Source organism: Janthinobacterium sp. BJB446 (genome assembly GCF_002735655.1).
In the GTDB taxonomy this organism is placed as follows: Bacteria; Pseudomonadota; Gammaproteobacteria; order Burkholderiales; family Burkholderiaceae_D; genus Janthinobacterium; species Janthinobacterium lividum.
Genome location: NZ_PDZK01000001.1, coordinates 730,485 through 754,623, shown reverse-complemented (window position 1 = coordinate 754,623; position 24,139 = coordinate 730,485). Strand labels below are relative to the sequence as shown.

The following is a 24,139-nucleotide window of genomic DNA, read 5'->3' as shown; positions in this document are numbered from 1 at the left end:
ATTCGTACTGCCTTCGGCGCGGCGCCTTGCCAGCGGCGTTTTTCAGCGGCGCTCGGTAGTGGATTGCATCGTTAAAACCGCTTTGTTTTGCGGGTGGGGATTTGTTCTCTCCTCCCATTTATTTTTGCCTTGATTTGCTCCCCCTCTTCGCCGTACTTTTGATCCAGATCATGGATTTCCACCTTTGCTGCGCCCAAACTGGAACAGTCCGCTTCGCACCGTGACGGACTTAACCTGGAGCATCGGCATGGGTAAATCGCATTGGAAGGATGAGATGGCGCTGGGGGTTCCCGTCATCGACGAGGCGCATGAGGCGCTGTTTCAGGAGCTGGCGCGGCTGCAGCAGTTGGGCGACCAGCATTTCAGCGTGGCGTTTCGCGAACTGATTGCGGCCGTCGAACGCGACTTCCGCGAGGAAGAGGATTTGATGGAGCAGATCGCCTTTCCTTCGCTGGCCAACCACCGCGAACAGCATGCGCGCGTGCTCAGCGGCTTGCACCATGCCTGGGCCGCCGTCGATGAAGGCGACCTGGAACAGGGCCGCCATGCGCTGTCGCTCTTGCCGCAATGGCTGATCTTCCACCAGGCCACGATGGATCTGGCCCTGGCGGCGGCGCTGGAAATGGTGCAGCGCCAGCCAAACTGACCTCTACAGCAGCAGCACCGTGGCTTGCTCGGGCATGACGACGCGGTAGTGTCCCGGGTATTTGTCTTCGCCGTCGAAAATCTTGCAGAACACGGGTTGGTTGATGTCGTTGACGGCCGACTCGTTCATGGGCAAGGTGGCGATCAGTTGCTCGCCATCCATCAACTGCAAGGCGCTGCCCCGCTCGGCCGCGCAAAACGCCAACGATTGCACATCGCTGGCGAACGGCCGCTTGTACCATGGCGTGATGGCCCGCACGGCGCGCCTGGCGTCCTGCAAGACCTGTCCCACGCGCGTGACGTTCCAGGCATCGCGCGCCACAGACGGCTGGAGGACGATATTCGCCGTCAGCTCCCCCCTGCCCTTGTTCACCAGGAAAGTGCCGTCCTGCGCGGCGATGTCATCGTTGAGCGGCACGACAAACACCCCGCCGCTGGAGACCTTGATCGGCACAGGCGCGCCATTGCCTTGCAAGGCCACACGCACGTCGTCGATGGTGGCGCTCAGCTTGGCCGGAATCAGGCGCAGGGCCATGACCACGCTGCCGCTCGACACTTGCCACACTTTCCTGGCCGTCAGATAACTTTCGCGGTAAGCCGTGAAACGGATGCGCGGCGCCTTGGCGTCGCTGCTGGCCGTGATCGTCACCATTTGCGGTGGCAAGGCATCGTCTGCGCTCGCCGCCGGTGCCGGTGCCGGTGCCGCGGCGGGTATGGCAGGCGTGGCAGGCGCAAGGGGTGGCGATACGGCGGCGGCGGGCACGCTGGCGCTCTGCAGCGGCGCGGGAACAGCCGGCGGCGGCGCGTGTTCCTGGGCCTGGCCCAGCGACACGACACACAACCATCCGGCACAAGCGATCCATGTACGCATGCATTTCTTTCAATGAGGAAAATATTTTATCAGCGCCTGCATTATCGCAGAAGGCCCGCCGATGCGCCGCCCCGGGTCTGCCTGCACTTCTGTCTGCACTCTTTTGGTGCGCACGCTTGATTATTTGGCAAATATCACCTATATTGATAATGATTCTTATTCACGAAAGTGACGGGAATCGCGCGCCCTTCTTTTCCACTGCCCGACCGCGCCGGGCCTTGCGGTGGAACTGCTATCCAAGCCAGACCACGGGCCAGCATCACGCCATCCCCCCAGCTACTGCGCACCTCGCCAGACGAGATAGGAAAACACACGACTACAATATTCCAGGACAATGATGCAATCGACTACCGTATTTTCTTCTTCGCACCAGCCCGCCTTGCGCCCCCTCCCCCGCCTGCTGCACATCGCCCTGCTGAGCCTTGCCGCCGGCGTGGTCCTGCCGGCACAGGCTGCCGACGCCGCTGCGGCCGACGTCACCATGCCAGCCGTCACCGTGCTGGGCCAGTCGACGGCTACCACGGAAGGCACGCAGTCATACACGGCGGGCGAAGCGCGCAGCGCCACGCGCATGGACCTGTCCTTGCGCGAAACGCCGCAATCGGTCAGCGTCATCACGCGCCAGCTGCTCGACGACCTGGGCGCCGTGCGCCTGGACCAGGCGCTGGCACAGACGACAGGCATCCAGGTGGGCCAGAACGATACGGAGCGCACGACCTTTTATGCGCGCGGCTTCGGCATCGACAATATCCAGATCGACGGCATGGCGCGCGGCGGCAATGCGCCATTGCAAGACACGATCCTGTATGACCGCATCGAGGTCGTGCGCGGCGCCACCGGCCTGATGGGCGGCACGGGCGACCCGTCGGCCACCATCAACATGATACGCAAGCGGCCGACGAAGGAATTCCAGGCCAGCGCCGGCCTGATCATGGGCCGCTGGGATGACCAGCGCGTCGAGGCCGACCTCTCCACGCCGCTGAACGCGGAGGGCAGCGTGCGTGCGCGCACAGCCCTGGCCTGGCAAAAACGCGATTCCTACCTGGACATGTATCACGAGCGCAAGACGGTCGGCATGGTCATCGTCGAGGCGGACGTGCGCCCCGGCACCCTGCTGACGGCTGGCGTCGATTTCCAGGACAACAAGCCCACGGGCGCCACCTGGGGCGCCGTGCCGTACTGGAACGCAGATGGCAGCCTGGCCAATTTGCCGCGCAACACCAGTTTCACGACGCCATGGAGCACCTGGGCCAACAAGCAGCACACGCTATTCACATCGCTGGACCAGCGCCTGCCCGGTAACTGGAATATGCACCTGGGCTATGCGCGCACGGAAAGCACGAACCGCACCACCGTCGCCTATGCGGGCGCGGGCCATCCCGACCCGGCTACCGGTGAAGGCATGCGCCTGTGGACGGGCGCCTGGGGCGCAGGCAAGAAGAACAGCGACAATTTCGACGTGTACGCCAGCGGTCCCTTCACCTTGCTGGGACGCAAGCACACGGCCATCGTCGGCTGGAACGGCGGCAACCAGCGCTCGCGCTCGCTGGGCGGCGAAGCGGAAATCAATTACCCGGACTTCATCCCCGATTACCGCAGCTGGACGGGCAACATTCCCCGTCCCGTGTTCCACCCGGACGGCTCGCACACGGAAACCGTGACGCGCCTGGCGGGCGGCTATGTGGCCACGCGTTTGAGCCTGGCCGACCCGCTGCACCTGATCATCGGCGCGCGCAGCAGCACGTACCGCACGGATACGCGCAACTACGATACGCGAGGTGTACACACGGACAACAGCGACTTCGTGGAAACGCGCAATGAAGTCACGCCGTATGTGGGCGCCGTGTTCGACATCAATAAGCAATTTTCGGCCTACGCCAGTTTCACGCAGCTGTTCAACCCGCAATCGAGCAAGGACCGCAACAACCAGTTCCTGGCGCCGGAAACGGGCGACAATGCGGAACTGGGCATCAAGGGCGAATTCTATGAAGGCAAGCTGAATGCATCGGCCGCCCTGTTCCACACGAAGAAAAAGAACCTGGCGGAACTCGACCGCACGGTGCCGCCCGGCTTTTTGCTGCCCGACGGCGGCCAGGCCATGGTGGCCAATGGCGCCGGCGTGACGGCCAAGGGCGTGGAATTCGACGTCTCCGGCCAGATCACGCCCGCCTGGGAAGCGAGCGGCGGCTATACCTACTTGCACGCGGCCGAGGCAGATGGCCGCCGCGCCGCCACCACGCAGCCGCGCCATTTGCTGCGCCTGGCCACCAGCTACCGCTTCGACGGCAGCCTGGCTGGCCTGAAAGCGGGCGCCAGCATGACGGCGCAAAGCGCCACCTACAGTGAATCGTGGTACGGCCGCCCGCCATCGGGCACGATCACGGATATCCCGCAGGCCGGCTATGCACTGGTCAACGCCATGGCCAGCTATGCGCTCAGCAAGCATGCCAGCGTGCAGTTGAACGTGAATAACTTGCTCGATAAAAAGTACTACCGCAACGTGGGCTTCTTCGACGGCGTGTTCTGGGGCGAACCGCGCAACATCAGCCTGGCCGTGCGCACGGCGTTTTAAATAAGCGTATCGCCGGCGCCAGCACGGCGGACGAAGCCCTGTCCGCCGTGCCGTGAATGGCAATGATCTGCGCGATAGCGCATTCATTGATATGGAATTGAAATAGGCAACAATCAGCGATGAACACGTCCTTGCGTTAATAATTTTTTGATATTATCAAAAATTTAAAACAGGGATATCTGATGGAAATGAAAAAGACGGCTGTCTGGACGGCACTGGCGCTGTTATGCGCCGGCGTGCTGCCGGTGCTTTCCGCAAACGCGGCAGCGCCAGCTTGCACGAACTGCTTTGAAAAACGCTGGATTTATTACGGCGGCAATATTACGGCAGCAGCCTCCACGGCCGATGCCAGTTTCAACAAGGTCATCGAGCTGATTCATGTCGCCAAGGCGGAGGGCTATAACGGCATCGCCCTCAATGCGGGCGGCAGCGGTTCCTATGTGGCCATGCTCAATCCCGCCACGGCGGCAAAATATCCCAATTACTTCCCCAATTTCGCCCTGGTGGTGCAGGCGGCCAGGGATAACGGCATCGAATTGATACCGGTCGGCGGCGGCCCGGAAGTCCCCGTCAGTGCCGCGCCGGACTTGATCGAGGCCTTGCCGGCCATCGATACGCCGTTTATCGTACAAGGCAGGCGCGCGGTGCCTGTCGGCCTGTCTGCCATTGACGATCCCGGTTTTGAAAACAGCAGCCCGGCATGGGAATTGTTTGAAAAAACGGCAGGCAACAGCGTTGTCGACAATACGGTCGCGCACACGGGCCAGCGCTCGATTAAATTCAGCAAGGCTGGAGACAGCAATATGGCCCGGCTGCACCGCAAGTTAAGCAACCTGCGCCCGAACACCGCTTACCGCGCATCGTTCTGGATCAAGACTGAAAACTACCATCCCGACGCCGCATTCAGGATACAGATTACCGATCCCACGGCAAAGGCGCCAATGTATTCGAATGCCAACGCCGGACTGGGCTGGGGTACGCAAAATGGCGCCTGGAATGGCAGCGGCAACACACTGGCCGGCACGCAGGATTGGAAACAATATAATCTGGACTTCAATACAGGGAATAATCCCCTGACGTATTTGTATATCGGCAGCTGGAAAGTGAATCTGCTGCAGGCTGGCGCCGTCTGGCTCGATGATCTGGACATCAAACAGATCGGCCTGGCCCATACGATACGGCGCAATCCCGCGACCTTGCCCGTCACGGTCAAGTCGGAAGACGGCAGCATCACGTATGTGGAATCGCTCGATTATGTCGTTGGCACGGAAGCGCTGAACCTTCCCGCGCAAAGCAGCATCGGCGAAGGCGCCATCCTGCACGTATCAGCCTACCAGTCGGCGCAGAACATGACCTCCATGTGGAGTACGCCGGCCAGCGCCTGCTATCAGAAATTCTTCGATATCCAGAAACAGTATTACGACAATATCCACGGCCTGCTCGACGGCCCGACGAAATTCTTCCTCTACTACGATGAAAACCGGGTACTCAACTGGGATCCTGCCTGCGGCAACATCACGGCTGGCAAATATCTGGCGCACATGATCGAGAAACACCAGGAAACCCTGCTGCAAGCGTACCCGAATCTGGAACTGTATGTCTGGAATGACATGTTCGATCCGAAGATGAACGCCATTCCCAAATACTGGGCCGTCAACGGCGATGTGAGCAACTCATGGGAAGGCCTGAAGACGACAACGGTCATCGTCAACTGGAGCGATGAAGGGACCGCCAAGCGCAAGGCATCGCTGGAATTCTTCCATGGCCTCGGGCATCGGCAAATGATCGCCGGCTACTACGACGACAGCGCCCTCGACACCGGCAATGTGCATTCCTGGATGGAGGCGCTGGCGCAGGCGGAAAGCAATGGCGTAACGGGCGTCAACGGCTTCATGTACACCGCCTGGCGCGGCAATGCCGGCTATGCCGATGTCAAGGCCGTCGCCGACTACATCAAGAGGCATTATCCGCAGCGCTGGCCGCAGCAGTAAATCCCCCTGGCGGGACAGTTACTGCGGCGCGCTGCGCCAGTGCGCGGGCGCCGGCAAGGTAAAGCCATCGAGCAAGGGGCCGCCGACCGGCGCCAGCACGGCGGCGGCAACCTGCCCGAACGCATGCTGGCCGGCCGGCAAGTCGGCCGCCACCAGGCGCAGCGCGCCATCGAGTTGCCCGGCGATATAGGCGTCGAACGCCAGCAGGCGGCGAAACAGGTGCTTGCCCTCACCGCTCCACTGTCCCGCCGCGCGCAAGTGCAGGTCGGCCAGCGCCGGATACAACTGGCAGGCAACGGTCAGCGCCTCGCCCGGGTGACGGCTGTCGACCAGGTCTTCCAGCGAGGTGGTGATGGCGTAGCGGCGCCGCTGCAAATTGTCCGCATCGAGCACGGGCGGCCCGGCGGCGGCGATGGCTTGCGCCAGCGCCAGCAGCTGCGCGTGCTGCGGCCCGGGCGCGGCGATGTTCTCGCCTTCCAGCACCATCCTCGCCAGCGGCACCGTGCCGCCAGGTGCATCGATTTCCTTGCAAAAATACGTGAACGTGGCCACGTCATGCGCGAACAGTTCCACCGTGCGCCCTTCGGCCACGATGGTCGAGCGCCAGGCGCAGTCGACGTGGTCGAACAGCAGCAGCAAGTCGATATCGGAACTGGGCGTCTGCCGGCCCGTGGCGAACGAGCCGCCGATGATGGCCGCCACGGCCGTGGGATATTGCTGTCGCACCAGCCGCGCGGCAATCGCGCGGATATCGTCATAGGTAGGGATCGTCGTCAAAGCACATTCTCCGGGCCGAAAAAGGTTATCCTACACGCGATCGTGCAGACGACATGCACGCTGCCGCCATCCTGCTAAACTGGCGCCATCTGATCAAGGAACAAACATGGAATACGACTGCATCGTGGTGCCCTCGCCCGTGGGCGAGCTGACCCTGGTGGCGCGCGGCGCGGCCCTGACCGCCATCCTGTGGGAAAACGACAAGCCCAACCGCGTGCGTCTGGGCGCGATGCGCGTCGATGACAGTTGCCCCGTGCTGCAGGAAACGGCGCGCCAGTTGGCGGAATATTTCGCCGGCACGCGCCAGCAATTCGACGTGCCGCTCGATTTTGCCGGCACGCCATTCCAGCAGGAAGTGTGGCGTGCGCTGCTGACGATACCGTACGGCCAGACGCGCAGCTATGGCGAGATCGCGCGCCAGATCGGCCGTCCCGCCGCCGTGCGCGCCGTGGGCGCCGCCAACGGCAAGAATCCCATTTCCATCATCGCCCCCTGCCACCGCGTCATCGGCGCCACGGGCGAGTTGACGGGCTTTGCGGGCGGCCTGCATGCCAAGGAAACCTTGCTGGCCCTGGAAGGCATCGCCCTGTCCAGCGACCGCGAAGCGCTGAAAACGGGCCACGCCCGCCGCCGCGCCGTGCCCATCGATACGGCGCAAGGCTGTTTGTTTTAAGCTGCAGCATCGCTCCCCTTGTGGGATACTCACGCCCCGCGCTCAAGCAAACACATCATATGCCCTACCTTGTCATCCTGTTCTTTGTTGTTCTGTATTTACTGGCCACTTTCTTTTTCCACATTCCCGCCCTGGTCGCCCTCGTGTATGGCGTGCTGAGCCTGAGCTGTTTCGTCGCCTATGCGATCGACAAGTCCGCCGCAAAACAGGGACGCTGGCGCACGCCGGAACGCACCCTGTTGCTGCTGGGACTGTTTTGCGGCTGGCCGGGCGCCGTACTGGCGCAGCAATGGCTGCGCCACAAGTCCAGCAAGCGTTCATTCCGCATCGCGTTCTGGATCACGGTCGCCATCAACATCGGCGCTTTCGTGTATTTCAGCATGCATTACGCGGCGCCCGATATCGGCACCGAGGTGGCGCCGATCGAACTGTAAAACTGCCCGGCTTCTCGCTCGCACAGCACCGTTGTCCAGAAGCAGTTCCACCCGCTAAGATGTAACAGTTATTGCAGTGCATTGTTCGTGAAAAGATCGCCTGTCAGAATATCAATATATATACGATATTCAACCCCATTCATCTACACGGGAAAGCACTTTTCAAGCATGCGTACCTTGCAATTCCACAATTCCTTCTTGTCACGCCTTGCTGTGGCGATTTGTTTCGCCATCAGTCTGGCCGGCTGCACCAGCTATCGCTTTATTCCCCCGGACTCCGACGCGGGCCGTCAATGCGTGACGAGCTGCGGGACCAATCAACAAATATGCATCGCAGGCAAAGAGCAAGTTGCGGCGGCCCAGGTACAGGCTTGTGAGATGAGGAACGTCAGTACCGTCTCCATTTGCCTGGCAGTTGCGAAAACAGATGCTGACCGGGAACTGTGCTCGAAGAAACGGCAATATTGTTCCTCCAACACAGCTGGAACGTGGCAATGCGAGGCAGATTACAGAGCGTGCTATACGCAATGCGGTGGCAGAATCGAGGAGAGTGAATAAAGTATCGAAAGGCTGATGCCGCCACACGAGACGCCGCCGTGGCTACCGCGCATCACGAGGCGTGGCGGGTTCGATTCAATATTATTGGCTCTGTCATCGGTAAATAGGGGAACTGCCGGAATCTTCCCTTGGCAGTGCTGTCTGACTCTGCATAGCCACCATGCAGGGAGCAGATCATGCAGCCAGCCGAATGGATCAGCTTTATCGCGCAGTTTGCGCAATTGAACCGACGCCAGCGGCAGGCAGCAATGCTCCTACTGCTTGGCAACGCACCAGACGACACGACTATCGCGCTGCTGGAAAGTGTGGCGCAGCCGCGCTTGGCCTGTCCCGCCTGCCACTCGTCTCGCCTGCACCGGCATGGCCATGCGCACGGCCTGCAGCGCTACCGCTGCGTGCCTTGCGGGCGCACCTTCAATGCCTTGACGGGCACGCCGCTAGCCCGCTTGCGCCACAAGGCGCTGTGGAGCGAGTATGCCGATTGCCTGCTGGAGTCCAGGTCGGTACGCCAGGCCGCGCAGCAGCTGGGATTGCACCGCAACAACACTTTTCGCTGGCGCCACCGCTTTCTCAGCGTAGCCAGGACGGACCGGCCGCACGGTCTGCATGGCATTGCCGAGGCCGATGAGCTGTATGTACTGGAATCGGAAAAGGGATCCAGGCAGATGACGCGTCCGGCCCGCCGCCGGGGCGGCCATGCCCGCCAACGCGGCATTTCCAATGAACAGGTCTGCATCCTGGTGGCGCGCGACCGCACAGGCCAGACCCTCGATTTCGTCACGGGAAAAGGGGCGCTGACGAAGGCGCAGCTGCACCGCTGTTTGTTGCCCGTCATCGACAAGGATGTTCTGCTGGTAACGGATGGCCATGCCGCCTACCGGGCGTTTGCCAGGGAGGCGGGCATCAGCCACCAGGCCGTCAACTTGCGCGCCGGCATCCGTGTGCAGGGTGCCGCCCACGTGCAGAACGTCAATGCGTATCACAGCCGCTTGCGGCAATGGCTACGTCCCTTTCACGGCGTGGCGACGCGCTACCTGCCGAACTACCTGGGATGGCGCTGGATACTCGACGCCAGGCGCATCCGTTCACCAGAAACGTTATTGAAAGCAACGCTGGGAGCATTCCCACATCTGACGGTGACATAGCCATATTATTACTCGCCCAGCAAGCGCAGCGATTCCAGCCAGTCCGCCTTCCATTCGCGCAGCAATGGTTGCGCGGCGAAGGCCTTCTTCAGGTGCGCCATCGGCACGCGGTGCACATCGTGCAAGCCGAACGCCAACGTCACCGGATGCCACAGGTGGCTGTTCTTGCCGCCGCGCGAATTCTTGCGCACGCGCGCGCCATCGTCGCCAAAGATGCCCACGCCACTGGCCAACCCCTTGTCCAGGTCGATCTTGCCCACGCCGGCAAAGGCAATCAAAATCTGCTCGCGGCCCAGGCCCTTCAAGGCGCTGGGCAAGACCACCGGCGCCGCTTTTTCAGCTTCGGCCGGGTCCGGCTGTGGATGCTGCAGTTCCTTGAGCAAACGCAATAGATCGCGCTCCTGGAAGTGCAAGCCATCGACCGGCACGCGCAGTCCCGGCGCCTTCAGCTCGATGGCGATGTTGCCCGAGTCGCGCGTAAAGCGCAGCCACACGTCATCGGCGCCCGAGGCCAGGTGCTGCTTGTCGCCGATGAACACGACGGGTGCCGCATAGCGCGTCACGCCGTCATGGAACAGCTCGGCCCATTCTTCGCTGTAATCGAGCCAGACGTAGGGCAAGCCGCCCTGCTCCAGCAAACGTGCCAGGGTCCAAGGCGTGCCCGTCTGTTCAGCCAGCCAGGCACAGGCGTCATTGGCGGTGGCGCGGTACGGCAAGGAAAGGGAGGTCATGGCGGTTCCGTCGATAAAAGTGGAGCGCAGTGTAGCAGACGCCGCCATCATCCCCGTCGGCAGGCGCAGCGGGCGCGCCTTTTTTGCGCGATGTGCTAGGCTGGAAGCATCAGCACGCGCCATGGCCATTCCGGCCCGCTGGCGCACCACCGCAAGGGGATCATCATGCATTCGAGCACCAACGCCGCCACCGCACCCGCCCCGCCACCGGAGCGCGATTCGCCCACGCCGGCCAATGAAAGCCATGCCGAGGAAGCGCTCGATGAAGCGCTGAAGGAAAGCTTTCCGGCCAGCGACCCGATCGCCATTGCCACCCCGAAACCTGCCGGCAAGACGCCATCCTGAAGCCCCCCATCAGCCACCCTTGCGGTGGCTTTTTTTTGCCGAAACTGAATCCGGCCGCCCCGCCCGCGCGTACATGGCTATGCCATGACAAATGAAGTTGCCACGCGGGAAGGAAAAGCCATGCAGCACTACAGCAAAAAGACGGACCCCATGGATCAGCGCCTGTATCTGGCCCAGCGCATCGACCAGGCCGATGCGCGCCTGCAACGGCTGCACGATGCGGCCGAGCGCGAACGCTGCGCGCAATGGATCACGGCCTGGGCCGTGGCGGCGGGCGCCGATGCGCCGCGCGGCATGAAGCTGCGCATCCGCGGCGAATTCATTTTGCTGTGATCAAAGTAAAAGCCCCGCCCGATGCATGCGCACGGGGCGGGGCCAGTCAAGCCGACACCTTCCTATTTCGGCGTGTCGCGGTACTGCTCGGGCGTCGTGTCGCCATCGGCGATTTCATACCACATCGCGTTGAGCACGGCGAAAGTCGCCGCCAGCGGAAGTCCCAGTATCCAGGCGAAATACCACATAGTTATATCCTTTCGTTGATTCTTAGTAGGCGTGACCGCTCTCGTCTTCAATAGCTTTTCCATCAACCTTACCCCACAGCACTTTATATACCCACGTCGTGTACGCCACGATGAGGGGAATGAAGACGGCCGTGACGACCAGCATGATGAACAGGGTCATGTGGCTTGACGAGGAATCCCATACCGTCAGGCTGGCGCGCGGGTCGATCGACGATGGCAGGATGAACGGGAACATGGCCGCGCCCACGCCAAGGATGATGCCGGCGACGCCGGCCGCGCTGGCCAGCAAGGCCGGCACTTCGCGGCGCGCACGCTGGAAGGCGAAGGCCAGCAGCGGGCAAAGCAAGCCCAGCGCTGGGGCGATCCAGGTCCACGGATGGGCGGCAAAATTGAGGAACCAGGCGCCCACGTGGACTTCAGCCGTTTTCAGCATCGGATTCGACGGACCGTCGACCACCACCGTGCTGCTGATGCGGTAGCCATCGACCCACAGCCACAGGGCCACGCCGGCCAGCGCATACAGCACCACTGTCGCTATCGCCGCCACGCTGCCGTAGCGGCGCGCCCGTTCGGCCACGGCGCCGTCCGTTTTCAGCTGCAGCCAGGTGGCGCCGTGCATCACCAGCATGGCGACCGAGACGAGGCCGCACAGCAGGGCGAACGGGTTGAGCAGCGCAAAGAAGCTGCCGTCATAGAAGATGTGCATGTCTGGCGAGAAACGGAACGGCACGCCTTGCAACACGTTGCCGATCGCCACGCCGCAGATCAGGGCCGGCACGAAACCGCCCACGAACAGGGCCGCATCCCAACGGGCGCGCCAGCGCGGGTCTTCGCGCTTGCTGCGGAATTTGAAGGCCACGGGACGCACGATCAGCGCCACGAGGATGACGAACATGGCCAGATAAAAGCCCGAGAACGAGACGGCGTACAGTTGCGGCCAGGCGGCAAAGATGGCGCCGCCGCCGAGGATCAGCCACACCTGGTTGCCCTCCCACACGGGACCGATACTGTTGATGACGACCCTGCGCTCGAGGTCCGTCTTGCCGACGAAGGGCAGCAGGATGCCCGTGCCCAGGTCGAAGCCGTCCGTGATGGCAAAGCCCACCAGCAAGATGCCGATCAGCAGCCACCAGATCAGGCGCAGTGTTTCGTAAGAAATCATTTCATGCAAAATCATGGTCTGGCCCTCCTTAGGCGCGTTGAGTCTGAATGGCAGCGGGGGCTGGCACGGGGGCCGGCGCCTTCTCTTCCGGCCCCTTGCGGATGGCCTTGAGCATGAGCTTCATTTCGATAATCAACAGCACGGTGTAGATGGCGGCAAAGCCGGCAATCGTGATCAAGAGGGTCGAAGCGCCGAGGTTCGATACGGCCACGGCCGTTGGCAGCACGCCTTCGATGACCCACGGCTGGCGGCCCACTTCGGCCACGATCCAGCCCGCCTCAATGGCCACCCACGGCAGCGGGATGGCGAACACGGCCAGCTTCAGCAGCCAGCGGTGCTTGTCCAGGGTGCGGCGCGTCGACAGGATGAAGAACGTACCAGTCAACAAGATAAAGAACATGCCCAGGCCCACCATCACGCGGAAGGACCAGAACAGGGGCGCCACGGGCGGCACGGTATCGAGCGCGGCCTTGCGGATCTGCTCGGGCGTGGCCTGGCGAGGATCGTCGACATAGCGTTTCAGCAGCAGGGCATAGCCCATGGACTGGCCTTTCGACTCGAACATGTCCTTCGCCTCTTGCGGCACGGGGCTGCCTGGCGCCACGCCGCGGATGGTCTGCAGCGCGTCATACGCCTTGATGCCATCCTTGATCAGCAGCTCGCCGCGGTCGACCAGTTGCTCGATGCCAGGGATTTCCGTCGTCAGCGAACGCGTGCCGATCAAGCCCATCACCATCGGGATGTGCACGGCGTAATGCGTTTCGCGCGCTTTCGCGTCAGGGAAGCCGATGGCCGTGAAGGCGGCCGGGGCCGGCTCCGTGGTCCACATGGCTTCAATCGCGGCCAGCTTCATCTTTTGATGTTCGGACGACAGGTAGCCGCTTTCATCACCGAGCACCACCACTGACAGCGAGGCGGCCAGGCCGAACGAGGCGGCCACCGTCATCGAGCGCTTGGCCAGCTGCACGTGGCGGCCCTTCAGCAGATACCAGGCAGAAATACCCAGCACGAACACGGCCGCGGCCGTATAGCCGGCCGACACCGTGTGCACGAATTTCGCCTGTGCCACTGGATTCGTCAGCACGGCGCCGAAATCCGTCACTTCCATGCGCATGGTTTGCGGATTGAAGGCCGCGCCGACGGGATTTTGCATCCAGCCGTTGGCGATCAGGATCCACAGGGCCGAGAAGTTCGAACCGATGGCCACCAGCCAGGTCGTGACCAGGTGGCCCCGCTTCGACAGCTTGTCCCAGCCGAAGAAGAACAGGCCGACGAAGGTCGCTTCCAGGAAGAAGGCCATCAAGCCCTCGATGGCCAGCGGCGCGCCGAAAATGTCGCCCACATAATGGCTGTAATAGCTCCAGTTCATGCCGAACTGGAATTCCATGACGATACCCGTCGCCACGCCCATGGCGAAGTTGATGCCGAACAAAACACCCCAGAACTTGGTCATGTCGCGCCAGATGGGGCGGTTCGTCATCACATAAACCGTCTCCATGATGGCGAGGATCACTGACAGGCCGATCGTCAGCGGAACAAATATAAAGTGGTACAGAGCTGTCAGCGCGAACTGCAGTCTGGATAAAGCGACAATATCGAAGTCCATATGATTTCCTTGGTGTTTCCCTACTGTAATTGTAAACTTGGTATCTATCTGATGCGATTCGATTGGTTCCGCTGCCCTCAGGCTGGCCTGCGGTACCGCCTGTCTCCGTTCTTGTTAATCCCCCCGCAAGCCCGCCAGGGCCGCTTCGAAGCCATCCGTGCCGCGCCGCAGCTCTTCGACGATGCGGCCGTCGCGGATGCGCAGCAGCCGGTCCGCCAGCGCCGCTTCGCGCCGCAAGTGGGTTGCGATCAGCAAGCTGCGCCCTTCGCTGCGCATCCGCAGGCGCTGCAGGACGTCGCTTGCCGTCTGCGCATTCAGCGCTTCCGTCGCTTCGTCGAGCAGCCACAAGGTCGACTCGTGCAGGAACAGCCGCGCCAGCGCCAAACGCCGCGCCTGGCCGCCCGACAAGCCCAAGCCGCCCTCGCCCAGCATGGTGCCCAAGCCGTCCGCGAAGGCCCGTACTTCGTCGTCCAGGCCGGCTGCCTGCAGCGCTTCCCACAGGCGTTCATCGCTGGCGGAAGGATCCGCCAGGCGCAGGTTGTCGCGCAAGCTGTCCTGGAACAATTCCGTCTTCTGCGTAAACAGGCAGGCGCGCGGCGCAGCCACCGTGCCCGACAGCGGCGCCAGCTCGCGCGCGGCGATGGCCAGCAAGGTCGACTTGCCCGCACCGCTGGGACCGATCAAGGCCACGCGCTCGCCGTCCGCGATGTGCAGCGATACGTCATGCAAGATGGCCACACGGCTGCCCGCATGGGCGGCGCTCACGCGTTCCAGGCGCAAGCCCGGCACGGCATCCACGGGCGGCACCGCTATGTCCCGTCCGGCCAGGCGCGGCGCCAGACGGCGCATGGCCAGCAGCATGCGGCCCGCTTCCAGCGCGCCGCGGCGCAAGCCCGCAAACGGTTCCACGGCCGTCAGGGCGATCAGCAGGGCCAGGGCGGCCAGCGGCACGTTCAGCGCCTGCTGCTCCAGCAGCGCGGCCACGGCCAGCAGCACGCCAGCCAGGGTCGCACTGCCCGCCACGCCATACGCGGCGCCGGCAGCCGTCTCCAGGCGCAGCAGGGCAAAATCGGCTTGCGCCAGCGAGCGGTCGATCTGCGCCAGCGCCGCGCATTGGGCGTCGATGCGGCCCGCCATCACCAGATCCGTCTGACCCGCCACCAGGTCGATGGCGCCCGAACGCAATTTTTCAATGGCGCGCGAACGCACGATGGCGGGACGGCGGGCGCGCTGCGCGACGATCCAGCTGATGCCTCCGCCGGCGGCCAGCAGCCATGCGGCCAGGCCCAGGCCCAGCTGCCACTGCATCGCGCCCAGCGCCACGCCAGCCAGCAAGGCCGCGCACAAGGCCGTGAAGGCAGGTACCAGCAGGCGCAAGTACAGCGACTCGAGCGCATCGATATCGGCCGTCAGGCGGAACAGCAGCTTGGCGGGCTGGCGCAGCAGGCGGCTGGCCGCTTCCGGGCGCGACCAGCCACGGAACAGCCGCACGCGGATGCTGGCCAGCGCGGCGAACGTGGCGTCGTGCGTGACGAGGCGTTCCGCATAGCGCGAACCCGTACGGCCGATGGCCAGCAGGCGGATGCCGGCGGACGGGCCGAACACGTCGAACAGGATCGCGGTGGAAGCATGCAGGCCGGCGATCGAGGTGGCCGTGATGAACCAGCCGGACAAGCCCAATAACGCCATGCCGGACACCGCCGTCAGGGCCGCCAGCAAGGCGCCGCCGATCAGCTTGCCCGGTTGGGCCAGCAGCAACTGGCGCAGGACGGGGTTGCGTATCAGTGAATTTTTCATGCCTGCTGCTCCTGTACCAGGACTCGGGCATCGACCTGCACCGTGCGCTGCAGCCGGCCAGCCAGTACGGGGTCGTGTGTGGCGACGATCATCGTCTTGCCTTTCGCCAGTGCCAGCAAGGCATCCGTCACGCGCGCCGCCGTTTCGCTGTCCAGGTGCGCCGTCGGTTCATCGACCAGCAGCAGGTCGGCATGCGGATGCAGGGCCACGCGGGCCAGGGCCAGGCGCACGGCTTCGCCGCCGGACAAGCCCTGGCCACCATCGCTGAGCATGACGGCCGGCTGCGCCTGCGCCACGGCAGCCAGGTCGGCCAGGTGCAGGGCCTGCGTCACTTGCGCGGCGTTCGCGCCAACGCGGCCCAGGGTCACGTTCTGGCTGACGGACGCGGCAAACACGTGCGGGCGCTGCCCCATCCAGGCCATGCGCTGGCGCAAGGTATTGACGGTGCTGTCGGTCAGGCGCACGCCGCCGATGCGGATGTCTCCGCCGCTGGCGGGCAGCAAGCCGGCCAGCAAGGACAGCAAGGTGGTCTTGCCGGCGCCGCTGGCGCCCAGCAGGGCCACGTGCTCGCCGGCAAGCACGGTCAAATCGAAGCCGTCAAACACGGGCGCCTCGCCGGGATGGGCAAAGCGCAATTGCCGGAGCTCCACGGCGGGCGGTGCCGCCACCGCCATGGCGGCGGCGGAGACGACGGCAGGCAGTACCTGCGCGCCAGGCAGGGGCTCGCCCTCGCCCGCCAGGTCGTGCAAGCCGGCCAGGCCCGCTTCGCCGGCCGCCTTGTCGTGCCAGACGGCGGCCAGTTCGCGCAAGGGCTCGAAAAACGCGGGCGCCAGCAGCAGGATGAACAAGCCCTGCCCCAGGTTCAGTTCCCGACCCCAGGTGCCGAAATTGATGCTGCCCAACAAGGAGAAACCGATAAACGCCGCCACCATGGCCACGCCCAGCGCGGAAAACAGTTCCAGCACGGCGGACGACAAGAAGGCGATGCGCAGCACCACCATCGTGCGCCGGCGCACGGATTGCGACGAGGCGTCCAGCCGTTCAGCCGTGGCGTCGACGGCGTCGAGCGCGCGCAAGGTGGCCAGGCCGCGCAGGCGGTCCAGCAGAAAGGCGTTCATGCTGCCCATTTCCACCATCTGCGCGCGGCTGGCCGCTTGCGCGCCCATGCCGACAAGGGCCATGAAGACGGGAATCAGGGGCGCGGCGATGAGCAGGATCAAGGCGGCGATCCACGACAGCGGCGTCACCACGGCGAGGATCACGAGCGGCACGAGCATGACTTTCCAGCGTGCCGGCTTGTAGCGCACCAGATACGGCACGATGGCTTCGGCCTGTTCGGCGATGATGCTGGCCGCCTGGCCCGACTGGGCGCGCTGGCGGTCCAGCGGCGAACGCTGCGCCAGCGCTTGCGCCACTTGCGCCCGCAAGGTCGACAGGTGTTCGCGCGCCGCCGCATACATGCGCCGCGCGCCCCACGCTTCGCAGCCGGCGCGCAGCACACCCAGCAGCAGCACGCCAGCGGCCGGCAGCAGGGCCGCGCGCCAGGGCGCACCGCCCTGCATGGCTTGCACGGCCCAGGCCAGCAAGGCCGCTTGTGGCAGCCACAGCAAGGCGGCACCGCCCTGCGCCAGGCTGGCGACACGGGGAAGAATAAAGCGGGGCAAGGACAAGGGCGTGGTCGGCATCTTCTATACTTCTTGAGTTTTCAGAATTTTCTGTAAATTCGATATTTTGTATAATACTGCGAAACATGACATATATCAATTGACCCTGCGGGTGTGGCGTGAAAAAATTCAGACAATTATGAAAACTCAACATATCCAAATGACGCCGCTGATCCTGACCTTCGTCAGCCATTTTGGCGAGATGGGCAGCCGCTGGGGCTTTAACCGTACGGTGGGGCAAGTGTACGCCTTGTTGTTTGTCGCGGAGCATCCTTTACACGCGGATGAAATCGCGGAACACCTGAGTTTTTCACGCTCGAACGTGAGCATCGGCCTCAAGGAATTGCAGGGCTGGGGCTTGATACGCCAGTCGCGCATCCCCGGCGACCGGCGCGAGTATTTTTCCTCGCTGGGCGATGTGTGGCAAATCTTCCGCGTGGTGGCCGCCGAGCGCCGCCGCCGCGAAGTGGCGCCCACCCTGACGGTGCTGCGCGAATCGCTGCTGGCGCCGGCCACGGAACCCGTCGACCAGTATGCGCAAGAGCGCATGCGCGAAATGTATGAATTGGTCGACCTGGCCAACACCTGGTTCGACGACTTGCAGCGCCTGTCGCCCGAATCGATGGCGCAGCTGATGAAAATGGGCGCCAAGGTGCAAAAGCTGCTCAACGCCAAGGATCGCCTGTTTGGCGTCAGCAACAACAGCGACTGACGCCCCCTCCCTTCCCCAAGGCAAGACGCCGCCAGCACAAACTGGCGCCTTTGTCACGCCATTTCCCAACCTCATGATGGCTATCGCTGGCACAGCCAAACATAGCCATATACGATGTTGTCAAGCCAGCCAATAGAATTATTAAAATTGTATTAATTTATATCAAGAGTAAGCTTTCATATGCGTATTCACTACGCGCAGGAAATAGGTAAAAGCAGCTAAAACGGGCAATGGGATGACTTCCCCGGCATGCAGGGACGCGTCCCGACACTATGAAGCGACTGTCTCAAGCACAAGGGGATTTTCATGAAAAGCATAAAGAGCATTGCCATCAAGGCATCCATGCTGGCCGCAATGACTGTACTGGCAAGTGCGGCGCAAGCGGCCACCTGGGTGGATGTGGGTCCGGCCAGCGGTTTCGTCATCGCCGGCAGCACCGTCACCTATTCACCATCGCCGGCACTGCAGGTGAAATATTATGACGATAACCTGGTACCACAAAGTCCCTCGGACATCCAGGGTTATATCAATGGCGTGTTCGGCACCAGCCTGGGCGCCGCCGTCTCGTATTGCGACAACGCCACCTCGGGCTGCACTGCCGGCACCACGGCAGGCTTGAGTGGCGGTGTCAATTCCTATACGAGCGCGGCCGCCTATGACTACCTGGCCATCCACTTCGGCCAGGGCGAACTGGTGTTCCACTGGGCCGCTCCCGTGGCTGCCGGCACCACCTTCACGGTGGCGGGCCTGCCCAAGGATCTGAGCAACTACAGGGCCTTCATTTCCGCCGTGCCGGAACCTGAAACCTATGCCATGCTGCTCGCCGGCCTGGGCCTGCTGGGCTTCCTGGCACGCCGCCGCCAAGGAAAGTAAGCCGCATGAACGGCAGCGGCGCACCAGCGCCCGCTGCCGCCCTCCACACGCACGGCCTGTTTACGCCGCACTTGCGGCGCCAGGCCCACTGTTTACACTATTTTTAGACTCCCCTCGCTATGCTTGGCGGCATCCACTGCCGACCGACGAGGGAGTCCTCATGCATGAACAACCGTTTCAGCCACGCGCACGCAAGGTGCTCCGCCAGCACCTGCCCGTGCGGGAACGGCTGCGCCTGGCCCGACTGGCCAACAGAAAAATCATTTCGGCATGCTCGGCGCTGCTGTGCGCGGCGCCACTGCTGTATTTGCTGAGCGTGGTACTGTTTGCGCAGCCGTGAGCAGCTGCGCGAAAACCGAATGGAGGGAAAGAGGAGCTGCGTTGCGGCAGTTTGCCGCCGCATGATCGTGGCCAGTATGAAACTGGTCCGCCCAGAGGGAATCGAACCCCCATTCACGGTTTAGAAGACCGTTGTCCTATCCGTTGAACGATGGGCGGAGAGGTGCAGTATTTTAATCCATGCGCGCCAGCAATGAAATGCCAGCGCGGAATAGAAAACGGGCTGTCATTTCTGACAGCCCGCTTATGACTTTGGTCGGAGTACAAGGATTCGAACCTTGGACCCCCTGGTCCCAAACCAGGTGCGCTACCGGGCTGCGCCACACTCCGAAGACAAGATAATAACGCCCCCACCCAATTTCGTCAATTGCCATAGACGAATTAGATGGAAATAACTATCGGCTCCTGCCTGTCACGCGGTCACTTTATCGGCGATGCGGCGCGCCATCGACTCGGCCTTCTCCTTGTCTTTCGCTTCCACCATTACGCGGATCAGCGGTTCCGTGCCCGAAGCGCGGATCAGCACGCGGCCCGTCTCGCCCAGCTCGGCCTCGACCAGTTCCTTCTCGGCCACCATGGCGGCATTTTTCTGCCAGTCGAAACCGGGCGCCACGCGCAGGTTGATCAGGGTTTGCGGGAACAGCACCAGCTCGGCCAGGCATTGCTGCAGGCTCTGGCCGCTGCGCTTGAGCGCGGACAATACTTGCAGCGCGGAGACGATGCCGTCGCCCGTCGTGTGCTTGTCCAGGCACAGCAAATGGCCGGAACCTTCGCCGCCCAGGATCCAGCCTTTTTCCTTCATGACTTCCAGCACGTAGCGGTCGCCCACCTTGGCGCGCGCAAAGCCGATGCCCTGCTGCTTGAACAGCACTTCCAGCGCCATATTCGTCATCAAGGTGCCGACGGCACCGGCCACGGCGCCTGTCGCCAGGCGGTCCTTGACCATGACGTACAACAACTCATCGCCGTTATACAGACGCCCGGTGGCGTCGCACATGATCAGGCGGTCGGCGTCGCCGTCAAGGGCGATACCGAGGTCCGCGCCATGCTCGACGACGGCTTCGGCCATGGCCTTGGTTGCAGTGGCGCCGAAGCCCGCATTGATGTTGAAGCCGTCGGGCTTGTTGCCGATGGCGATGACTTCCGCGCCCAGTTCATGGAAGACGTGCGGCGCGATATGGTAAGCGGCGCCGTGCGCGCAATCGACGACGATCTTCAGGCCGCGCAAGTCCAGCTCGTTCGGGAAAGTGCCCTTGCAAAATTCGATATAGCGGCCCTGGGCATCATCGAGGCGCTTGGCGCGGCCCAGCTTGTCCGACGGCACGCAAGCCATGGGTTCGTCGAGCGCCGCTTCGATTTCCAGTTCCACGCTGTCGGGCAGCTTGGTGCCCTGGCCGGAAAAGAACTTGATGCCATTGTCATGATACGGATTGTGCGAAGCGGAAATGACGACACCGGCCGACAGGCGCAGGGCCCGCGTCAAATAGGCGATTGCCGGCGTCGGCATGGGGCCGGCCAGCATCACATCCACGCCGGCGGCCGACAGGCCCGCCTCCAGCGCCGCTTCCAGCATGTAGCCGGAAATGCGCGTGTCCTTGCCGATCAGCACCGTCGGACGGGTCTTGCCGCCTTGCGACTTGGCCAGCACCTTGCCGGCAGCATAGCCGAGGCGCATGACGAAATCGGGGGTAATCGGCGCCGTGCCCACCAGGCCACGAATGCCATCGGTACCAAAATATTTACGCGTCATAGTATTTCTCTTTTTGTTGTTTATAATGAATCTTACAGGCTCAGTGCGCCATGCGCCAGACCTTCAGTGCATCGACGGTTTCAGCTACATCATGCACACGGATAATTTCCGCACCTTGTGCTACCGCAGCAAGCGCACCGGCAACACTGCCGGCCAGACGCTGCTCGACGGGGCGTCCCGTGACGGCGCCGATCATCGACTTGCGCGACAGGCCGGCCAGCACGGGCAGGCCCAGTTCGCTGCGCAGCTGGCGCGTGGCGCGCAGCAAGGCATAGTTCTGTTCCACCGTCTTGCCAAAGCCAAAGCCGGGATCGACGCACAGGCGTTCGCGGTCGATGCCGGCCGCCGTCATCGTGTCGATGCGTTCGCGCAGGAAGTCGATGACTTCGCGCACCACGTCTTCGTATTGAGGCTGGTCCTGCATGGTTTGCGGCACGCTTTGCATGTGCATGATGCACAGCGCGCAATCGCTGTCCCGCACGGCCTCGATGGCGCCGGCCGCGCGGAAACCGTTGATGTCGTTGATCATGTCGGCGCCCGCCAGGATGGCTTCGCGCATCACTTCCGGCTTGTACGTATCGACGGACAGGGGCTTGCCGCAGTCGCGCAAGGCGTACAGCACCGGCATGACGCGCTGCAACTCATCCTGCAGCGGCAGCGGCGGCGCGCCGGGACGGCTCGATTCGCCGCCGATGTCGATGATGTCGACACCGTCGAGTATCATCTGCTCGGCGCGCGAAATGGCAAACTCCAGGTGTTGATACTGGCCCGCATCGGAAAACGAGTCGGGCGTGATGTTCAGGATGCCCATCACCAGCGCTTGCGTGCCCTGCAGGTTGAAGCCGAAACGGCCGAATTGCAAATAGTGTCGCATGTGAATCTTTGTAGTCGTCAGGAAAATCTGGCGCGCCAACGAAAAAGGGCAAGGATTGCTCCTTACCCTTTTGATTGCGCGCCGCCGGTCGGGGCGGCCGTTATCAGGCTGGTGCCGTCACGTTTGGCGAGATGCCGCCCGTGCCGCTATCACCGCCCGCATTGCGGCGTGGCGGGATGACTTTCGGTGGACGCGGCTCAAGGCCGGCCATGATGTCGTTGATTTGCTCTGCATCAATGGTTTCCCATTCCAGCAAGGCTTTGGTCATCATTTCGACCTTGTCGCGGTTGCTTTCCAGCAAGGTGCGCGCCAAAGCATATTGCTTGTCGAGAATGTTGCGGATTTCAGCATCGACCTTTTGCTGGGTCGCTTCCGAGATCGTCTTGGTGGCGCCACCGAAGAAACCTTCGTTTTCGCTGTCTTCGTAGACCATCACGCCCATGCTGTCGGACATGCCGAAGCGGGTCACCATGGAACGGGCCAGCTTGGTGGCACGCGAGAAGTCGTTCGAAGCACCGGTGGACATTTGTCCCACGAAAATCTCTTCGGCGATACGGCCGCCGAACAGGATGGAAATTTCTTCCAGCATCTTGTCCTTGTAGGCGGACAAGTTGTCGTGTTCCGGCAGCTGCCAGGTCAGGCCCAGGGCCCAGCCGCGCGGCATGATCGTGACTTTATGCACGGGATCAGCCTTCGGCAGCAACTTGGCAACGACGGCATGACCGGACTCATGGTAAGCCGTATTGCGACGCTCTTCCTCGCGGATGATCATCGATTTACGCTCAGGGCCCATGTAGATCTTGTCTTTCGCGTCTTCGAAGTCAGCCATTTCCACCAGGCGCTTGCTGCGGCGTGCGGCGAACAGGGCTGCCTCGTTGACCAGGTTGGCCAGGTCCGCGCCCGAGAAACCAGGGGTGCCGCGGGCCAGGATATCGGCTTTCACGTCGGTACCGATAGGTACTTTGCGCATGTGCACGTTCAAGATCTGCTCGCGGCCGCGGATATCGGGCAAGCCGACGGAGACCTGGCGGTCGAAACGGCCTGGACGCAGCAAGGCTTTGTCGAGTACGTCGGCGCGGTTGGTGGCGGCCACGACGATCACGCCGGAGTTCGCTTCAAAACCGTCCATCTCGACCAGCAACTGGTTCAAGGTCTGTTCGCGCTCGTCATTGCCGCCGCCCATGCCGGCACCGCGGTGACGGCCGACAGCGTCGATCTCGTCGATGAAGATGATGCACGGCGAGTGTTTCTTGGCGTTTTCAAACATGTCGCGCACGCGGCTGGCGCCCACGCCGACGAACATTTCCACGAAGTCGGAACCGGAAATCGAGAAGAACGGCACCTTGGCTTCGCCGGCGATGGCGCGCGCCAGCAGGGTTTTACCCGTGCCTGGAGGACCGACCATCAGCACGCCGCGGGGAATGCGGCCGCCCAGTTTCTGGAATTTGCTCGGATCCTTGAGGAAGTCGACCACTTCGTTGACTTCTTCTTTCGCTTCGTCGCAACCGGCGACATCGGCGAAGGTGACGGTGTTGCTGGCTTCATCCATCATGCGCGCCTTCGACTTGCCGAACGAGAATGCCCCGCCCTTGCCGCCGCCTTGCATCTGACGCATGAAGAAGACCCAGACGCCGATCAACAGCAGCATGGGGAACCAGGAAACAAAAATAGTTTGCAGGAAAGACGCTTCCTCGGGCGGACGCACATCGAAATGCACGCCATTGTCGCGCAGGTCGCCGATCAGGCCCTTGTCGAGGCTGGTGGCGGTGGTACGCACCTTGGTGTCGTCCATCAGCTTGGCGGTGATCGACGAACCTTCGATCACGACATCCTTGACGCGCTTGGCTTTGACTTCATCCAGCAAATCGGAATAAGCGATGGCCTTGCTGCCGCCTGTGGCGCCATGACTGTCGAATTGCTTGAACAGCATGAACAACAGCAGCAATACGACTACCCAGATGGCAGATTTGGAAAACATGTTATTCACGAAGACTCCTTGGATGCAGTGCGCATCTCTTTACCTATAGCTAGAAACACGATTTTACTCGCAATAAGCGGGCCGTGCCAAAGCCCGCCGATCCGTGCGCGCGAAAAAATCG

Annotated in this window: 22 protein-coding genes and 2 tRNA genes; 11 read left to right on the top strand and 13 right to left on the bottom strand. The window is 62.6% G+C overall.

The window, feature by feature from the left end:
• Positions 1–247: 247 nt before the first annotated feature.
• Positions 248–646, top strand: coding sequence for a bacteriohemerythrin (locus CSQ92_RS03445; protein ID WP_034786005.1), 399 nt, complete (start codon positions 248–250; stop codon positions 644–646).
• 3 nt (positions 647–649) lie between these two features.
• On the opposite strand, the gene CSQ92_RS28975 is transcribed toward CSQ92_RS03445, so the two are convergent.
• Complete coding sequence (locus CSQ92_RS28975) at positions 650–1,516, bottom strand: hypothetical protein (protein ID WP_180276921.1); 867 nt, start codon at positions 1,514–1,516, stop codon at positions 650–652.
• 337 nt (positions 1,517–1,853) lie between these two features.
• Between CSQ92_RS28975 and CSQ92_RS03435 the strand changes: the two genes are divergently transcribed.
• Positions 1,854–4,088, top strand: coding sequence for a TonB-dependent siderophore receptor (locus CSQ92_RS03435; protein ID WP_161789601.1), 2,235 nt, complete (start codon positions 1,854–1,856; stop codon positions 4,086–4,088).
• Between the two features lie 182 nt (positions 4,089–4,270).
• Positions 4,271–6,079, top strand: coding sequence for a carbohydrate binding domain-containing protein (locus tag CSQ92_RS03430; protein ID WP_099393244.1), 1,809 nt, complete (start codon positions 4,271–4,273; stop codon positions 6,077–6,079).
• 18 nt (positions 6,080–6,097) lie between these two features.
• On the opposite strand, the gene CSQ92_RS03425 is transcribed toward CSQ92_RS03430, so the two are convergent.
• Positions 6,098–6,856 carry a nucleotidyltransferase domain-containing protein gene (locus CSQ92_RS03425; protein ID WP_099393243.1) on the bottom strand — a complete coding sequence of 253 codons (759 nt, stop codon included), beginning with the start codon at positions 6,854–6,856 and terminating at the stop codon, positions 6,098–6,100.
• 106 nt (positions 6,857–6,962) lie between these two features.
• On the opposite strand from CSQ92_RS03425, the gene CSQ92_RS03420 reads away from it, so the two are divergent.
• From CSQ92_RS03420 to CSQ92_RS03410, 3 genes are all read left to right on the top strand, one after another.
• Positions 6,963–7,529 (top strand): methylated-DNA--[protein]-cysteine S-methyltransferase, encoded by a 567-nt coding sequence (locus tag CSQ92_RS03420; RefSeq protein WP_071653300.1) that lies wholly within the window; start codon positions 6,963–6,965, stop codon positions 7,527–7,529.
• A gap of 59 nt (positions 7,530–7,588) precedes the next feature.
• Positions 7,589–7,963, top strand: a complete 375-nt coding sequence (locus tag CSQ92_RS03415; protein WP_034786011.1) for a DUF1294 domain-containing protein — start codon at positions 7,589–7,591, stop codon at positions 7,961–7,963.
• Positions 7,964–8,697: 734 nt separating this feature from the next.
• Complete coding sequence (locus CSQ92_RS03410) at positions 8,698–9,666, top strand: IS1595 family transposase (RefSeq protein ID WP_099393242.1); 969 nt, start codon at positions 8,698–8,700, stop codon at positions 9,664–9,666.
• An 8-nt stretch (positions 9,667–9,674) separates the two neighbouring features.
• Here the strand turns inward: CSQ92_RS03410 and CSQ92_RS03405 are convergent, their stop codons facing one another.
• The gene (locus CSQ92_RS03405) at positions 9,675–10,397 is read right to left on the bottom strand and encodes a hypothetical protein (protein ID WP_099393241.1); all 723 of its coding nucleotides are present in this window, start codon (positions 10,395–10,397) and stop codon (positions 9,675–9,677) included.
• Between the two features lie 165 nt (positions 10,398–10,562).
• Here CSQ92_RS03405 and CSQ92_RS03400 point away from each other — a divergent pair, with 165 nt between their 5' ends.
• Together CSQ92_RS03400 and CSQ92_RS03395 are read left to right on the top strand one after the other, a co-directional pair.
• Positions 10,563–10,742 (top strand): hypothetical protein, encoded by a 180-nt coding sequence (locus CSQ92_RS03400; protein WP_034786014.1) that lies wholly within the window; start codon positions 10,563–10,565, stop codon positions 10,740–10,742.
• 84 nt (positions 10,743–10,826) lie between these two features.
• Positions 10,827–11,075 carry a hypothetical protein gene (locus CSQ92_RS03395; protein ID WP_143450270.1) on the top strand — a complete coding sequence of 83 codons (249 nt, stop codon included), beginning with the start codon at positions 10,827–10,829 and terminating at the stop codon, positions 11,073–11,075.
• Between the two features lie 62 nt (positions 11,076–11,137).
• Here the strand turns inward: CSQ92_RS03395 and cydX are convergent, their stop codons facing one another.
• From cydX to cydD, 5 genes are all read right to left on the bottom strand, one after another.
• Positions 11,138–11,263, bottom strand: coding sequence for a cytochrome bd-I oxidase subunit CydX (gene cydX, locus CSQ92_RS03390; RefSeq protein WP_070258990.1), 126 nt, complete (start codon positions 11,261–11,263; stop codon positions 11,138–11,140).
• 22 nt (positions 11,264–11,285) lie between these two features.
• The gene (cydB, locus tag CSQ92_RS03385; RefSeq protein WP_099393239.1) at positions 11,286–12,440 is read right to left on the bottom strand and encodes a cytochrome d ubiquinol oxidase subunit II; all 1,155 of its coding nucleotides are present in this window, start codon (positions 12,438–12,440) and stop codon (positions 11,286–11,288) included.
• Between the two features lie 13 nt (positions 12,441–12,453).
• Complete coding sequence (locus tag CSQ92_RS03380; RefSeq protein WP_099387367.1) at positions 12,454–14,031, bottom strand: cytochrome ubiquinol oxidase subunit I; 1,578 nt, start codon at positions 14,029–14,031, stop codon at positions 12,454–12,456.
• Positions 14,032–14,145: 114 nt separating this feature from the next.
• Positions 14,146–15,828 (bottom strand): amino acid ABC transporter ATP-binding/permease protein, encoded by a 1,683-nt coding sequence (locus tag CSQ92_RS03375; protein ID WP_099393238.1) that lies wholly within the window; start codon positions 15,826–15,828, stop codon positions 14,146–14,148.
• Positions 15,825–17,513 (bottom strand): thiol reductant ABC exporter subunit CydD, encoded by a 1,689-nt coding sequence (gene cydD / locus CSQ92_RS03370; protein ID WP_099393237.1) that lies wholly within the window; start codon positions 17,511–17,513, stop codon positions 15,825–15,827. Before cydD ends, CSQ92_RS03375 begins: the two co-directional genes overlap by 4 nt.
• 139 nt (positions 17,514–17,652) lie before the next feature.
• On the opposite strand from cydD, the gene CSQ92_RS03365 reads away from it, so the two are divergent.
• The 3 genes from CSQ92_RS03365 (at position 17,653) to CSQ92_RS03355 (ending at position 19,417) form a co-directional block, all read left to right on the top strand.
• Positions 17,653–18,204 carry a GbsR/MarR family transcriptional regulator gene (locus CSQ92_RS03365; protein ID WP_170909696.1) on the top strand — a complete coding sequence of 184 codons (552 nt, stop codon included), beginning with the start codon at positions 17,653–17,655 and terminating at the stop codon, positions 18,202–18,204.
• Between the two features lie 306 nt (positions 18,205–18,510).
• Positions 18,511–19,077 (top strand): PEP-CTERM sorting domain-containing protein, encoded by a 567-nt coding sequence (locus CSQ92_RS29290; RefSeq protein ID WP_052140461.1) that lies wholly within the window; start codon positions 18,511–18,513, stop codon positions 19,075–19,077.
• A gap of 160 nt (positions 19,078–19,237) precedes the next feature.
• Entirely contained in the window at positions 19,238–19,417 is a 180-nt protein-coding gene (locus CSQ92_RS03355; RefSeq protein WP_034786023.1) for a hypothetical protein, read from the top strand.
• 83 nt (positions 19,418–19,500) lie between these two features.
• On the opposite strand, the gene CSQ92_RS03350 is transcribed toward CSQ92_RS03355, so the two are convergent.
• The 5 genes from CSQ92_RS03350 to ftsH all read right to left on the bottom strand — a co-directional run bounded on the left by CSQ92_RS03350 (position 19,501) and on the right by ftsH (position 24,027).
• Positions 19,501–19,575, bottom strand: a tRNA-Arg gene (locus tag CSQ92_RS03350).
• Positions 19,576–19,669: 94 nt separating this feature from the next.
• A tRNA-Pro gene (locus CSQ92_RS03345) sits at positions 19,670–19,746 on the bottom strand.
• Positions 19,747–19,828: 82 nt separating this feature from the next.
• A complete protein-coding gene (gene glmM, locus CSQ92_RS03340; RefSeq protein ID WP_092610632.1) occupies positions 19,829–21,166 on the bottom strand; it encodes a phosphoglucosamine mutase in 1,338 nt (445 codons plus the stop codon).
• A 40-nt stretch (positions 21,167–21,206) separates the two neighbouring features.
• Positions 21,207–22,040 (bottom strand): dihydropteroate synthase, encoded by an 834-nt coding sequence (gene folP / locus CSQ92_RS03335; RefSeq protein ID WP_099394567.1) that lies wholly within the window; start codon positions 22,038–22,040, stop codon positions 21,207–21,209.
• A gap of 103 nt (positions 22,041–22,143) precedes the next feature.
• Positions 22,144–24,027 carry an ATP-dependent zinc metalloprotease FtsH gene (gene ftsH / locus CSQ92_RS03330; protein WP_034786027.1) on the bottom strand — a complete coding sequence of 628 codons (1,884 nt, stop codon included), beginning with the start codon at positions 24,025–24,027 and terminating at the stop codon, positions 22,144–22,146.
• Positions 24,028–24,139 lie beyond the last annotated feature (112 nt).